The organism is Acinetobacter sp. F9 (genome assembly GCF_019195275.1).
Lineage (GTDB): Bacteria > Pseudomonadota > Gammaproteobacteria > Pseudomonadales > Moraxellaceae > Acinetobacter > Acinetobacter pseudolwoffii.
Map to the genome: position 1 here is coordinate 936368 of NZ_CP078068.1, position 13527 is coordinate 949894.

Sequence of the window (13527 nt, forward strand, 5' to 3'; positions counted from 1 at the left end):
CTAAAAGAATTCTGATCAGCCATTCGATTCAGGGATTGTTGTAGTTCATCCAAGCAAAGCTCTGTTTTAAGGTTTCAGATACTGTTCAAAATAAAAGCCCATCTTTTGATGAGCTTCTACGTGCAAATCAGACCTGAATGATCCTAAACCTAGAGAATCTATGAGTAAGAGAGTCAGATATTCGTCTGAAATACTTCAAAAAACAATTAAGGGAACTCATCCAAACAGCTGGGTAATATTACACAGCCATATGAACTGCAACGGCTCATTGAATTTTCGCATTTCAACCACGAAATGCCGCTTCAATCGCGGAGATGTCAATTTTCTTCATGGTCATCATTGCATCAAAGGCGCGTTTGGCGGCGGCACGGTCAGAACTGGTCACTGCCTGAATAAGCACAATTGGCGTAATCTGCCAGGAAATGCCCCACTTGTCTTTACACCAGCCACACTCGCTTTCCTGACCGCCATTGCCAACAATTGCATTCCAATATCGGTCGGTTTCTTTCTGATCTTCAGTTGCCACCTGAAATGAGAATGCTTCGTTATGCTGGAATGCCGGGCCACCATTTAGTCCAATGCAGCTAATACCCAGCACCCTAAAATTAACGGTGATGACATCGCCTTCTTTTCCAGAAGGATAGTCTCCGGGTGCAAGGTTGATCGCGCCAATTGAGGAGTCAGGAAATGTCTCGGCATAAAATCGTGCAGCAGCTTCAGCGTCATTATCATACCAGAGGCAGATGGTGTTCTTCGCAATATTCATCATGTTCAATCTCCATTGATTTAGGTCTTACGCGCTCTGCCTAGGCACAATGTGTTAGATCTATCGGGTTAATCAGAGATCTGATCCCTTCTCTATAATTCACTCAAAAACACAAAAAATCGATTTTAGATTTGTACCTTTATTAATCAAAATCTATTTCATGATCATTAAAAGAATGACTTGAAAACGCATGCTTCACAGAAAATAAAAAAATTATGACATTTTAAGCAGCCAATAATTCAATGCCTTTAATTGACCAATTTTAATCAAGTTTTTAGAGATGAGATTCATTATGAAATTTGCTGAACTTAACCAAGTTGCTACCTCGTCATATGAGAATCAAGATCACAATTATTTTTTACTTTTCCCGAATTCCCACTTAGACTAGAGCACACTTTTGTCAGATCTGCTTTTGCCCTATGACCATTCAAGAATTAAGAAGATACCTGCGTAAAACACGTCGTCATCTTTCTAAATTTGAGCAAAGGCAAGCTGCACAAAAAGTTTTAAATCGCCTTATACGCAGCCCGCAATTTATTCATGCCAAGCACATCGGCATTTATCTGCATGCTTTTGGTGAGATTCATACCCACACCATTATTGAACGCTGCTTTAAACTGGGAAAACAGGTCTATCTGCCTGCGATTTGCGACATGAATCAACAGCTGGTCTGGATTCGAATCAGCCAGCATCAATATCGCAACAAGCGCTTTGCCTATCATCGGCTGGGAATGCGGGAGTCCATGACGACACGTGGTACTCATGTTTCTAAGCTGGATTTATTGATCATGCCGCTGCTGGCCTGTGATCATTCAGGGACACGAATCGGGATGGGTGGCGGTTTTTATGATCGAACCCTGGCTTCTGCGCCCGGGCGTCCATTCCGTCTGGGACTGGCGCATGACTTTCAACTGCTTAGCCAGCCCTTAAAACGGGAAAAATGGGATCAACCCCTCGATGCTTTAATTACCCCGACTGTTTTTTTACGCTTCAAACGTTAATTTTGCAATTTCCCGGTTGTGAACTACTTTAAAATCACATAATTAGTCATTTTTTGCACAATTTAATCCTAACTCCCCTTGTATTTTTTAAATTACCCATCACTATTAAAAACATGGCAACACCGTTGTCACTCATTAGGAGTGCTCATGTCTGAAATTATTATGAATCAAGAAACCTTAGAGCCTCAGGTTCCAAGTGTACTACCCCTTTTGGCGCTGCGTGATGTGGTGGTTTATCCGCACATGCAAATTGCGCTGTTTGTCGGTCGTGAAAAATCGATCAATGCAGTTGATGTGGCTCGTAACAGTGACAATCTAGTATTTGTGGTTGCGCAAAAAGATTCGCTTACAGAAGAAATTGATCACGACAATTTATATCAATACGGTACTGTCGCGAAGATTGTGCAAGTTGTGAATCACGAAAATGATGAAAACTGTATCAAAGTCCTGATTGAAGGACTGCATCGTGCCAAGCTGAAAACTATCATTGACGAAAATGAGTATCTGACAGCAGAGCATGAACTCAGCCCAATGACGGTTACGGTTGATGAAGACACTCAAGCTGTACGCTTGCAAGAATTACGTGCGCTTTTCGCTCAATATGCAGAAGCGAAGCTACGTAATGCGCGTGAACTGATCACCGCAGCCAACAAAATTGAAGACCTGTTACAGTTATTGTTCTTTGTCGCAACCCGTGTGCCATTGAATATTGATGTTAAACAGAAATTCCTGGAACACGACGAATTCGAAGCACATCTGACTGAGCTGATGACCTATCTATTGCAACAATCTGAAGAACAGCAGATTGAGCAAACCCTGCATGATTCGGTTAAACGCCAGATGGAAAAGAACCAGCGTGAATACTTCCTGAATGAAAAAATGAAAGTCATTCAGCGCGAGCTTTCTGATATGAACGGCGGCGCGGAAGATGATGTCGCTGAAATTGAAAAACGTCTTGCTGAAGCAGATCTCCCTGAGCATGTGCGCAAGAAAGCTGAAAACGAATTCCGTAAACTGAAAGCGATGCAGCCTGCTTCAAGTGAAGCGGCAGTGGTTCGCAACTATCTGGAAGTCATTCTGGATACACCGTGGAATAAAGCCAGCAAAGTCAGCATTAACCTGAACAAGGCACAGGAAATTCTGGATGCAGATCACTACGGCCTGGATGATGTCAAAGACCGTATCGTGGAATATCTTGCGGTTCAGTCACGTGTGAAAAAATTGCGTGGCCCGATTCTGTGTTTAGTCGGCCCTCCGGGTGTTGGTAAAACCTCACTGGGTGAGTCGATTGCCAAAGCAACTGGTCGTGAATTTGTACGTATGGCGCTGGGTGGTGTACGTGACGAAGCCGAGATTCGTGGTCATCGTCGTACCTATATCGGTGCGATGCCAGGTAAAATCGTGCAGTCATTGACTAAAGTTGGCGTGAAAAACCCGTTGTTCTTGCTCGATGAAATCGACAAGATGGCGCAAGATTACCGTGGTGATCCGGCGTCTGCAATGCTCGAAGTCCTCGATCCATCACAGAACAATAAGTTCAGTGATCACTACCTAGATCTGGATCTGGATCTGTCTGAAGTAATGTTTATCTGTACCGCAAACAGCATGAACATTCCTGAAGCCTTGCTGGATCGTATGGAAGTGATTCGTCTTCCGGGTTATACCGAAGAAGAAAAAGTCAATATTGCAGATCGTTATCTGGTACCAAAAGCCATTAAAAATAATGGCCTGCGTGCTAAAGAATTAACTGTGCATGAAGAAGCGATTCGTGACATCGTGCGCCGTTATACCCGTGAAGCCGGTGTACGTAGCCTTGAGCGTGAAGTATCCAAAATTGCACGTAAAGTGGTCAAAGAAGCGGTGAGCAAAAAAGCCAAAAACCTTCAGATTGAAGTGACAGCAGGCAATCTTCCAGATTACTTGGGCGCACATAAATTTGACTATGGTATGGCGGAAGAAGAAGCACAAATCGGCCGTGTCAATGGTCTGGCTTGGACTTCGGTGGGTGGCGAATTGCTGACCATTGAGGTTGCAGCCGTTCCAGGTAAAGGCAAGTTCATTACCACCGGTTCTCTTGGCGATGTCATGAAAGAATCAATTACCGCTGCCATGACTGTGGTACGTACCCGTGCAGATGAGCTTGGCATCGAAGCGTCCCGCTTTGAAGAAACCGATGTGCACGTGCATTTACCGGAAGGTGCGACACCGAAAGATGGTCCATCCGCAGGTTTGGCATTGACCACTGCATTGGTATCTGCATTTACCGGGATTCCGATTCGTCCGGATATCGCGATGACAGGTGAAACCAGTCTGGGTGGTCGTGCATTACGTATTGGCGGTTTGAAAGAGAAACTTCTTGCAGCCCATCGTGGTGGCATCAAGCTGGTCTTCATTCCACAGGAAAACGTACGTGATTTGGCGGAAATTCCTGAAAATGTAAAAGATGGTTTAGAGATTAAAGCCGTGAAATCGATTGATGAGATCTTACCGCTGGCCCTCATCTCTTTGCCAAAAGCCTTGGTGAAAGCCCCGATTGTAAAAACCAAAGAAGAAGCGAAAGCAGCCCGTCATTAAGATGAGCTGATTTGCCAAAACCCTGCTCCGGCAGGGTTTTTTATTGTGTAAAGAAATTGATTAAGGTTGCAAGGCCATCGCTACCAGCCCATCAATCACATAGGTCATCTTTTTCAGATCCAGTTTATCCAAGGTGTCCAGCTCAGTATTATAATAAGGGTTACGATAATGCGCCGTATCGGTAATTAACATGGTCGAATAATTGAATTTGGCATAATTCAGATAACCAGAAAAATTCATATCCTGAGCAAAAGTTGGACTAATAAAACGTTGACATTCCAGACGGTTAAGACTTTGCATGGCAGTACAATAATCTCCGGTCATTCCGGTCGAGGCCAAATGACCAATCGCGGCAATAAAGTTCCCATGATCTGGATAAATCCATTTCAACCCCACCGGATAAGTCTGCACCAGATTTTCATCAAAATAGCCAATTGAATCCAGAATCACCACACCTTTCAGCTTCTGCTTTTTTTTCTTGAGCGACTTGGCATGAATATAGCTGCCCATATGTTCTGTCTTGAAAAAAGGCGGCTCTTCCAAGGTATAAAAAGCAAATTCGATCTCATGTTTGAGCTTGGATTTTTGCAAGGCCAATAATCTTGCGGTTTCCAGTAAACCTGCCACTCCCGAGGCATTATTGTCAGCACCATATCGATCACTAAAGACATCATAATGCGTGCCCATGACCATTTTGGTTTTGGCCTGAGCATTTAAATGGCAAATGACATTTCGATAGCTTAGGCTATTAACTACATAGACCTGAAACTGACAGGGAATGCCAAAACGCTGCATCTGTCCTTTAATCCATGCAGACACTCGATTCAGTTCTTTAACATTCTTGTAATTTCGAAATTCATCGACACTCATGATCTGGCTGAAAAATAATTCCAGATGAGAAATTTGAGCGCGTGTGTTGGTATTGGCAGCACTGAAACTTGAGCCGATTAGACCGGTGACCAACAGCAGCAAAGTACAACATCCTTTTATGATGACCTTAGTCCGCATTTATTATTATCCATTCCTTTATCAAGCGGAGACTTGAACTCAGGACATTAAAGCAGCACTAAATCCTTCATTTCAATTTCAATTTGTTTCCTGACTCAACTTCGTGTTGTTTGATCGTTATAATGAAGTATCCAATTATTGATCTGTCTGTATGAAAATCCGTATCCTGACCATTGGTCAAAAAATGCCAGCATGGGTGCTGACTGGTTTTGAAGATTATTTCAAACGTATTCAGCCCTTTGTACAGACCCAGATTATTGAACTGCCCATGGCCAAGCGCGGCAAAAATGATTCTGAAGCGGATATCCTGAAATATCGAAATATTGAGGGTGACAGCATTTTAAATGCACTCAAGCAGAACGAAATCCTGATTGCGCTAGAAGTGGGTGGACGTGAGTTCAGTACCGAAAAACTGGCTGAAACCATGAAAGGCTGGATGCTGGAAGGCAATGATGTGGTACTGGCGATTGGCGGGCCAGATGGTCATTCGGAAGCAGTACGTAAAGCTGCTGCATGGCATTGGTCCCTGTCTAAGCTCACACTCCCCCATCCCATGGTTCGGGTGATGCTGATTGAACAACTGTACCGTGCAATGACCATTAACCATAATCATCCCTACCATCGTGCAGGTTAATGACGTTGCTGAAGCGTTCTGTTTATGCAACGTTTTGTTGAATAATTCCTCCTGCTTTTTTCGCTATTTTTAATGCATTATTGAGACATCTTCTAGATGTGGTTTGACTTATGAACTTACAAACGTTGCCCGGCTTATTTATTTCTCATGGCTCTCCTATGCTGGCGCTGAATCCTGAGCAAGTGGGTCCTGCCTTGCATCGTTTAAGCGAAAACCTGCCACGCCCGGAAGCGATTATTATCATGTCAGCGCACTGGGAAAGTGAGGCACTGGAAGTCAGTAGCGGTATTCGACCAGAGACCTGGCATGATTTCCGTGGTTTTCCGCCAGAGCTGTATCAATTACGCTATCCTGCACCAGGAAATCCTGAACTGGCCGAGCAGATCTTGGGTTTGCTGGCCAATGCCGGTTTTGCTGCACATGCCAATAGTACTCGTCCACGTGATCATGGCGTATGGATGCCGCTGCTGCATATGTATCCGGATGCGGATATTCCAGTGGTTGAAATTTCCTTGCCCATGTCGATGAGTGCCGATGAAATCTATAAAATTGGTCAAAGTCTGGCACCGCTACGTGAGCAGCAAATCTTGCTGATTGGTTCAGGCAGTATCACGCATAACCTACGTGAACTGTCTTGGGATGGAACGGCGGCTGATGTACCGGTATGGGCATCAGATTTCCGCAATTTTGTCGTCCATAAACTGGCCCATAGCGATTATGATGCGATACTGGACTGGTCCAATATTCCACACATGGCGCGTAATCATCCAACACTGGAGCATTTTGCCCCGATCTTCTTTGCGATGGGGACCGGAAGCCGCTTTAGTCTGGTGCATAGCAGTTTTAGCATGGGTTCTCTCGGCATGGATGTCTACCGCTTCGATTAATCTTGATTGAAAACTCAAAATTTTAACTTTTAAATTTGGATACATTTTGCAACCAAAATCTGCGATATGTATCCATATCTTTTAGAAATGCATCCGTTATCATTTCAATTCTTTGTTCTTTATTATAAATCCATGAAATTAAAATTTATTGTACTGGCATTATTACCTTTAACTTTTGCAGCCTGTCAGTCGGGTGATATCCAGCAGGCTGGAGATCGTACAGTGGCTACCCTACAACAAAAAAGTGCAAATCAGCTTCTTTCTGCCTACCACTGGCAACTAGATCGCGGGCTGGAACGGCCAATCGTGCTCAGTTTCGATGCTCAAGGCCGCCTGAGTGCCGTGACGGGCTGTAATGGACTCAGTACAAACTGGTCAGTGAAAGATAATATTATCAGCACCAGCGAAGTCATAGGAACCGAAATGGCCTGCGATACCGCACTGATGCAACAGGAACGCTTTGTCAGCCAGCTTTTACAAAAACGTGCAATTCCTTTTGCGCTCAATACCACGAACCTTGACCAGCCGACCCTAACGCTTTCCGCTGCCGATGGTCAAAAATATGAATTTACCGGGAAAATGACTCCGGAAACCAGATATCAGGGGCAAGCTGAAACAATTTTTCTGGAAATTTCCCCAGATACAAAATCATGTACCGGTGTGGCTCAGCAAAGCTGCTTGCAAGTTAAACAGGTTAAATATGATCAAAACGGTCTGAAGACCCAGGTCGATAAGGACTGGACATTATTCTATGACCAGATTGAAGGTTTTCAGCATTCACCGAATGAACGCCAGATTATTCGGCTAAAACGTTTTGAAATTAAGAACCCTGCGGCAGATCAATCTAAATATGCTTATATTTATGACATGGCAGTCGAGCGCGAAGCCGTGAAAGGTTCATTATAAAATATCTATCCATAAAAAAACCGAGGCTATGGCCTCGGTTTTTTTAAAGCGACACTCAATCAGACTTAGAATACGCCTTGAGCAAGCATTGCATCAGCCACTTTTACGAAGCCTGCAATGTTGGCACCGTCTACATAGTTCACAGTACCGTCTTCTTTGGTACCGAATTTTACGCAGTTACGGTGAATTTCTTTCATGATCGCATGTAAACGCTCATCAACTTCCTCAAAGGTCCAGCCTAAACGCAATGCATTTTGCGACATTTCCAAACCAGAAGTGGCAACACCACCTGCATTTGATGCTTTACCTGGCGCATAAAGCGTTTTCGCTTCAATGAATTTCTCTACAGCAGCCAAGGTTGAAGGCATGTTTGCACCTTCAGCGACACAGATCACGCCATTTGCGAGAAGCTTTTCAGCATCCTCCGCATCCAGTTCGTTTTGAGTCGCGCATGGCAGTGCGATATCACATGGAATACCCCAAGGACGTTGTCCTTCCAGATATTCAAAACCATGTTTAGAGGCAAATTCTGAAATACGACCCCGTTTTACGTTTTTAAGTTCCATCACTTCAGCAAGCAATGCTTCAGTGAAACCGTCTTTGACGTGAACCGTACCCGCAGAGTCAGAAAGTGAAACCACTTTCGCGCCCAGATACAACGCTTTGTCAGCAGCATATTGCGCAACGTTACCAGAACCTGAAATTGCGACAACTTTGTCTTTGAAGCTTTCGCCACGAGACTTGAGCATTTCCTCAGCGAAATACACAGTACCGTAACCCGTTGCTTCCGGACGCGCCAATGAACCACCGAAGGTTAAACCTTTACCGGTGAATACACATGCAGTGTCGTTACTTAATTTTTTCATCATGCCGGCCATATAGCCCACTTCACGACCGCCCACACCAATATCACCTGCAGGGATATCTGTGTTCGCACCCAGGTGACGATATAGCTCGATCATTAAAGCTTGGCAGAAACGCATGATTTCGCCTTCTGATTTGCCTTTAGGGTCAAAATCAGAACCGCCTTTACCACCACCCATAGGAAGTGTGGTTAAAGCATTTTTAAATGTTTGCTCAAAGCCTAAGAATTTTAGGATTGAAAGATTCACTGAAGGGTGGAAACGCATACCACCTTTAAATGGACCGATCGCTGAGTTGTATTGTACGCGGAACGCACGGTTTACCTGAGTTTGACCTTGGTCATCTACCCAAGAAACTCGGAACTGGATCGCACGTTCTGGCTCAACTAGACGTTCTAGCAAACCATGTGCTGCGTATTGTGGATTCTTTTGAATGAATGGCCACAAACTGGTCATCACTTCTTCGACAGCTTGAAGAAATTCTGGTTGGTGTGCATCACGTGATTTTACGTAATCTAGGAACTCATTAAGTGTGTTGTATTTCAACGCTTAATCCTCAGCAGAAAATGGATCAAAATTGGTCAAATTTACAATCAATGTTAAATTTTGGCGCAAAATATTAAATATCTTTTGTAACTAATCTACAATACTTTTTTTGAAAATACTTTAAAATTAATTTGATAACAAATATTTATATTGATTATGAATATTTTTTCTATGTCAGGAAATGCCAATTGAATCAAGGCTTAGATTCAGATTTATGCCTAGTAATAAGGCATAACTTGACCCTTAATTGCGCACGACTTAGGAGTTTAAAAATATGTTAAAATGCATAACTCGACATATTTTGTTTCACTTACTGCAAAGCTCAGCATGAGCAGCTCTGGTTATTCATGAATTCGCCAATTTCTCTGGTCCAATCGATTGATGCTTTACTCCCTCAAACCCAATGTGGACTCTGTGGTCATCGTGACGGATGTTTACCTTATGCCCAGTCGATTGCTGAGGGTGAAAATGCCAATAAATGTGTGCCAGGCGGACAGCCTGTTGCCGATGCTTTGGCTGCATTATTAAATCGTCCTGAACTTAGGGCTGAAAAAAGTGTCTGGCCAGTTCAAGCCGACGGTCGCCCGCAGCGCATCAAAGCCGTAATTCGTGAAGATGAATGTATAGGCTGTACCAAATGTATTAGCGCCTGCCCGGTCGATGCGATTATTGGCGCCGGCAAACTGATGCATACAATTCTGACCGATCTGTGTACTGGCTGCGAACTGTGCATTCCACCGTGTCCGGTTGACTGTATCGATCTGGTCGAAGACCCACAGCCTTTACCGACTGAAGCACAGCGTATTGCCGAACAGGACGATTTACGTCAGCGCTATTATGCGCATATCCAGCGTGAAGAAAAACGCCGTACTGACCGTAAGGGCCCAGTCGTCCGTGCAGAAATCAATACTGCCCTGTTTGCCCAGTTCTCTGCTTTAAATGAGCAGCTTCCTGTGATTGAAGTCGTGAATAAGCCAGCGGATACTCCGATTACGCTAGATTCTAAAACCACGATTGAACTGGCAAAACTACGCACCCAAATTAAAAAGCTGGAAAAACAGCTTTCGGTTCGTGAAGATGCCAGCAAACGCCTGCAACTGACAGAATTAGCTGAAAAATTACAGACCTTACAGGGATAAGTACATGACCACTGCGAGCACAAAACCTGTAAAAAACATGACCAAAAAACAGATTCAGACCTTTTTTGAACGCCTGCGTGAACAGCGCCCCAATCCGAAAACCGAGCTGAATTATGCCAATCCCTTTGAATTACTGGTCGCCGTGACTCTGTCTGCCCAAGCCACCGATGTCAGCGTGAATAAGGCCACGGACAAACTGTTTCCAGTCGCCAATACACCGGAAACGATTTATGCGCTTGGTGTGGATGGCTTGAAGGAATATATCAAGACCATTGGTTTATATAACTCAAAAGCAGTTAACGTAATTAAAGCCTGTGAGATGCTGATTCAGAAGCACAACAGCGTGGTACCGGATAATCGTGCGGATCTGGAAGCCTTGCCGGGTGTGGGACGGAAAACGGCCAATGTGGTGCTGAATACTGCCTTTGGTCAACCGACCATGGCGGTGGATACACATATTTTCCGGGTTGGTAACCGTACCGGATTGGCTACAGGTAAAAATGTGCTTGAAGTTGAGCATCGACTGGTCAAAGTGATTCCGAAAGAATTTATCATTGATTCTCATCACTGGCTGATTTTACATGGCCGTTATTGCTGTATTGCCCGTAAACCGAAATGTCATGAATGTGTGGTCGCCGATGTGTGTAACTGGCCTGATCGTTTTGAATTTGGTGCAGCGCGCGCAATTGCAGTGAAGAATATCGCTATTTCTGAATAGAATTGCAGAACTAAACTAAGACCGAAAAAAAGGTGATCAATACCTCACCTTTTCTACAATTTTCAACATACCGCTTTTATTTAAAACTGGACTCAGCTTCCACTAAAGCATGCCGAATTATTTATTCTGATCGTGTTCAGCCTGTTCCTGTTCTTTTTTGCGCTGTTCAAGCTCCGCCTGCAATTTCGGGTGCAACTGGCGTTGTGGATGCTTGGCTGCATTTTCTGCACGTTCTTCCTGACGTACTTTATTCAGTATTTTAAAACTCATATAGAACAGACCCACCAACACTGCCAGAAATATAATCATTAACACCAACACGCCAAATTTCATAGCCACAGCACCTGTTCAAATACGCAATAAAAAAGAGCCCTAATATGACTTAGGGCTCTTCGATTGTCAAAATCATCGTTAGCCGATTATTTTGCTTGATCCAGAATCGCGAAAAGCTCAGTCTGAACCTGATCGATTGGACGCAGACCGTTTAACTTGTTGTAAGTCGGTGCATTTTCACCTGATGCTGCACGGCCCTGATAGAAGCCCACCAGTTGCTCAGTTTCAGTATGGTAAGAACCTAAACGCTTACGAATTGTCGCTTCCAGATCATCTGGACGCTGAACCAGATCTTCACCCGTTTCGTCATCTTTACCTTCCACTTTTGGCGGGTTATAAACGATGTGATACACACGGCCAGATGCCGGGTGCTGACGACGGCCAGAAAGACGTTGTACGATCTCTTCATCTGGAACATCGATTTCAATCACGTGATCGATGTTGATACCTTCGTTTTCTAAAGCCTCTGCTTGAGGAATGGTACGCGGGAAACCATCAAAAATACAGCCATTTACACAATCAGGTTGCGCAATACGCTCTTTGACCAGACCAATGATCAACTCATCAGAAACCAAACCGCCATTGTCCATGACACTTTTAGCTTGTAGACCTAATTCAGTTCCTTCACGAATTGCAGCACGGAGCATATCACCGGTTGAAATTTGTGGGATATTGTAGCGCTTACAGATCAACTGAGCTTGTGTACCTTTACCTGCTCCAGGTGGTCCGAGTAAGATAATGCGCATATATAAACATCCTCATTTAAACAATATGTATGACGCCACGACCACAATCGCCCGATTGTGTCCCCCGGCATCTCATTATAAGAAAGCCACAAACAAATGGATTAAACCCGCGACAAAACCGGTTACCCCACCCAATAAAATCAGAATCCATTCATCTTCCTGAAATGCAGGACGTAACAGATTCTGAAACTCCTTCGGAGTCAACTCGCGTATGCGGTCTCTAAACATTTGATAGATTTTCTGTGCACGGCTCGCATTAAATGCTGGGTCGCATACAGGCACCATCGTAATTTCAATCGAGCGATCGATCAAGTCCGTCTTGAGTTTTGCATACTCTTTTGGCCCTAAAGACAGCTGTAAAGAGGTCCGAACCAGGGGTGTTTCCATAATTTCATTAATATGACGTTTGACAATGCGGCGGGTTTTGTCTTTTTTCCCGCCATACATCATCTCGGTCATGATCGATTTTAACGTAATCAGATCTTCTGTGACTACACTTGCGAAAACATCAGAGACTTCATCCTGACGTTTCATAAATGCGCCTTGTATGTTATAGGTGCCAATACGCGGAATTACAGGTTTAATCCATGGAAACTTGCGACTTGTGGTACGGCTAAAGAATTGCGGGTACTTTACCGGGTGCGGATAGAGCGGGTTGAATACCATCCAGATTGCAATCCAGTTGGTCAAAAAGCCCCAGATGGCAGCCCAGAACGGAACAGTCCAGTGCCAAGGCACCACGAACCAGACAATCATCTGGAAAATACCAAAGAACATGCCGATGAGTGCACTGATATGCCAAATAAAATTGATTTCTTTTTGGCCCACTTTCAGAAACATGCGCACCATTAACCGACGGTCACCTTCCATCTGGCTGACCACCATTTCACGCATATCGACAAGTGACTCGACGTTCATGGTCAGCTCGGTCACCAATTCACGCAAAATTGCCGGCATTTGTTTTTGTGCCTGTGCATAAATTCTGCGTTTGATGGCAAAAGGCAGGTTTTCCCAAAGGACTGCATTACGATCCATCATCACTTCATCAATCAGATGTTCCAGTTCGAAACCGACCTGTTCACCAATGATCCGTGCCATATCATCTGGATCCATGGCCTCTAAAAATTCGCGGATGGAACCTAGTTTAGACAAAGTGTTATCGGTAATAATGCCTGAAATACGGCCAGCTTTGCGTGGCACGATCCCCTGCCAGCCGACAGGTACAGGACCGAGATGGACACCCCAAAAATTGATCGGATAAAACACCATTTTCAGTGCCATCCAGACGTGAGCCCACGTTACAAATGCGGTCACCGGAATAATGCTGAGCACGGCCCAAAAATCCGGGCGATTCACAAAGGTTTGCCACAATTCGTTGACGTACTCAAGCATGCATAAGTTCCATA

At 44.3% G+C, this 13527-nt stretch carries 13 protein-coding genes; 7 read left to right on the plus strand and 6 right to left on the minus strand.

The genetic code is table 11. The annotated features are described in order from the left end of the window. Positions 1–283: 283 nt before the first annotated feature. Positions 284–766: a VOC family protein gene (locus tag KT990_RS04580; RefSeq protein ID WP_218209372.1), complete on the minus strand. Its 483-nt coding sequence runs from the start codon at positions 764–766 to the stop codon at positions 284–286. Positions 767–1185: 419 nt separating this feature from the next. On the opposite strand from KT990_RS04580, the gene KT990_RS04585 reads away from it, so the two are divergent. Together KT990_RS04585 and lon are read left to right on the plus strand one after the other, a co-directional pair. Beyond that, complete coding sequence (locus KT990_RS04585) at positions 1186–1767, plus strand: 5-formyltetrahydrofolate cyclo-ligase (protein WP_218209234.1); 582 nt, start codon at positions 1186–1188, stop codon at positions 1765–1767. A 147-nt stretch (positions 1768–1914) separates the two neighbouring features. Continuing rightward, the gene (gene lon / locus KT990_RS04590) at positions 1915–4341 is read left to right on the plus strand and encodes an endopeptidase La (protein ID WP_100328791.1); all 2427 of its coding nucleotides are present in this window, start codon (positions 1915–1917) and stop codon (positions 4339–4341) included. Positions 4342–4401: 60 nt separating this feature from the next. Here the strand turns inward: lon and KT990_RS04595 are convergent, their stop codons facing one another. Next, positions 4402–5349, minus strand: a complete 948-nt coding sequence (locus KT990_RS04595; RefSeq protein WP_180076037.1) for a M28 family peptidase — start codon at positions 5347–5349, stop codon at positions 4402–4404. 151 nt (positions 5350–5500) lie between these two features. Here KT990_RS04595 and rlmH point away from each other — a divergent pair, with 151 nt between their 5' ends. From rlmH to KT990_RS04610, 3 genes are all read left to right on the plus strand, one after another. After that, positions 5501–5983, plus strand: a complete 483-nt coding sequence (gene rlmH, locus KT990_RS04600; protein WP_005096341.1) for a 23S rRNA (pseudouridine(1915)-N(3))-methyltransferase RlmH — start codon at positions 5501–5503, stop codon at positions 5981–5983. A gap of 110 nt (positions 5984–6093) precedes the next feature. Then, the gene (locus tag KT990_RS04605) at positions 6094–6870 is read left to right on the plus strand and encodes a DODA-type extradiol aromatic ring-opening family dioxygenase (protein ID WP_005096339.1); all 777 of its coding nucleotides are present in this window, start codon (positions 6094–6096) and stop codon (positions 6868–6870) included. Between the two features lie 132 nt (positions 6871–7002). Then, a complete protein-coding gene (locus KT990_RS04610) occupies positions 7003–7776 on the plus strand; it encodes an META and DUF4377 domain-containing protein (RefSeq protein ID WP_034609074.1) in 774 nt (257 codons plus the stop codon). A 65-nt stretch (positions 7777–7841) separates the two neighbouring features. Here the strand turns inward: KT990_RS04610 and gdhA are convergent, their stop codons facing one another. After that, on the minus strand, positions 7842–9185 hold the full coding sequence (gene gdhA, locus KT990_RS04615) for an NADP-specific glutamate dehydrogenase (RefSeq protein ID WP_074383062.1): 1344 nt from the start codon (positions 9183–9185) through the stop codon (positions 7842–7844). Between the two features lie 347 nt (positions 9186–9532). On the opposite strand from gdhA, the gene KT990_RS04620 reads away from it, so the two are divergent. Together KT990_RS04620 and nth are read left to right on the plus strand one after the other, a co-directional pair. Continuing rightward, on the plus strand, positions 9533–10324 hold the full coding sequence (locus KT990_RS04620; RefSeq protein WP_218209235.1) for an RnfABCDGE type electron transport complex subunit B: 792 nt from the start codon (positions 9533–9535) through the stop codon (positions 10322–10324). A gap of 4 nt (positions 10325–10328) precedes the next feature. Next, complete coding sequence (gene nth, locus KT990_RS04625; protein WP_100328794.1) at positions 10329–11042, plus strand: endonuclease III; 714 nt, start codon at positions 10329–10331, stop codon at positions 11040–11042. A 117-nt stretch (positions 11043–11159) separates the two neighbouring features. Here the strand turns inward: nth and KT990_RS04630 are convergent, their stop codons facing one another. From KT990_RS04630 to KT990_RS04640, 3 genes are all read right to left on the minus strand, one after another. Further along, a complete protein-coding gene (locus KT990_RS04630; RefSeq protein ID WP_100534398.1) occupies positions 11160–11375 on the minus strand; it encodes a hypothetical protein in 216 nt (71 codons plus the stop codon). 86 nt (positions 11376–11461) lie between these two features. Continuing rightward, positions 11462–12121 carry an adenylate kinase gene (gene adk, locus KT990_RS04635; RefSeq protein WP_005096329.1) on the minus strand — a complete coding sequence of 220 codons (660 nt, stop codon included), beginning with the start codon at positions 12119–12121 and terminating at the stop codon, positions 11462–11464. Between the two features lie 75 nt (positions 12122–12196). Beyond that, the gene (locus KT990_RS04640) at positions 12197–13513 is read right to left on the minus strand and encodes a hypothetical protein (protein WP_005096327.1); all 1317 of its coding nucleotides are present in this window, start codon (positions 13511–13513) and stop codon (positions 12197–12199) included. Positions 13514–13527 lie beyond the last annotated feature (14 nt).

Coding starts and splice junctions, on each gene's coding strand:
- KT990_RS04580 (WP_218209372.1), bottom strand. CDS start 766: ATGAATATTGCGAAGAACACCATCTGCCTCTGGTATGATAATGACGCT.
- KT990_RS04585 (WP_218209234.1), top strand. CDS start 1,186: ATGACCATTCAAGAATTAAGAAGATACCTGCGTAAAACACGTCGTCAT.
- lon (WP_100328791.1), top strand. CDS start 1,915: ATGTCTGAAATTATTATGAATCAAGAAACCTTAGAGCCTCAGGTTCCA.
- KT990_RS04595 (WP_180076037.1), bottom strand. CDS start 5,349: ATGCGGACTAAGGTCATCATAAAAGGATGTTGTACTTTGCTGCTGTTG.
- rlmH (WP_005096341.1), top strand. CDS start 5,501: ATGAAAATCCGTATCCTGACCATTGGTCAAAAAATGCCAGCATGGGTG.
- KT990_RS04605 (WP_005096339.1), top strand. CDS start 6,094: ATGAACTTACAAACGTTGCCCGGCTTATTTATTTCTCATGGCTCTCCT.
- KT990_RS04610 (WP_034609074.1), top strand. CDS start 7,003: ATGAAATTAAAATTTATTGTACTGGCATTATTACCTTTAACTTTTGCA.
- KT990_RS04620 (WP_218209235.1), top strand. CDS start 9,533: ATGAATTCGCCAATTTCTCTGGTCCAATCGATTGATGCTTTACTCCCT.
- nth (WP_100328794.1), top strand. CDS start 10,329: ATGACCACTGCGAGCACAAAACCTGTAAAAAACATGACCAAAAAACAG.
- KT990_RS04630 (WP_100534398.1), bottom strand. CDS start 11,375: ATGAAATTTGGCGTGTTGGTGTTAATGATTATATTTCTGGCAGTGTTG.
- adk (WP_005096329.1), bottom strand. CDS start 12,121: ATGCGCATTATCTTACTCGGACCACCTGGAGCAGGTAAAGGTACACAA.
- KT990_RS04640 (WP_005096327.1), bottom strand. CDS start 13,513: ATGCTTGAGTACGTCAACGAATTGTGGCAAACCTTTGTGAATCGCCCG.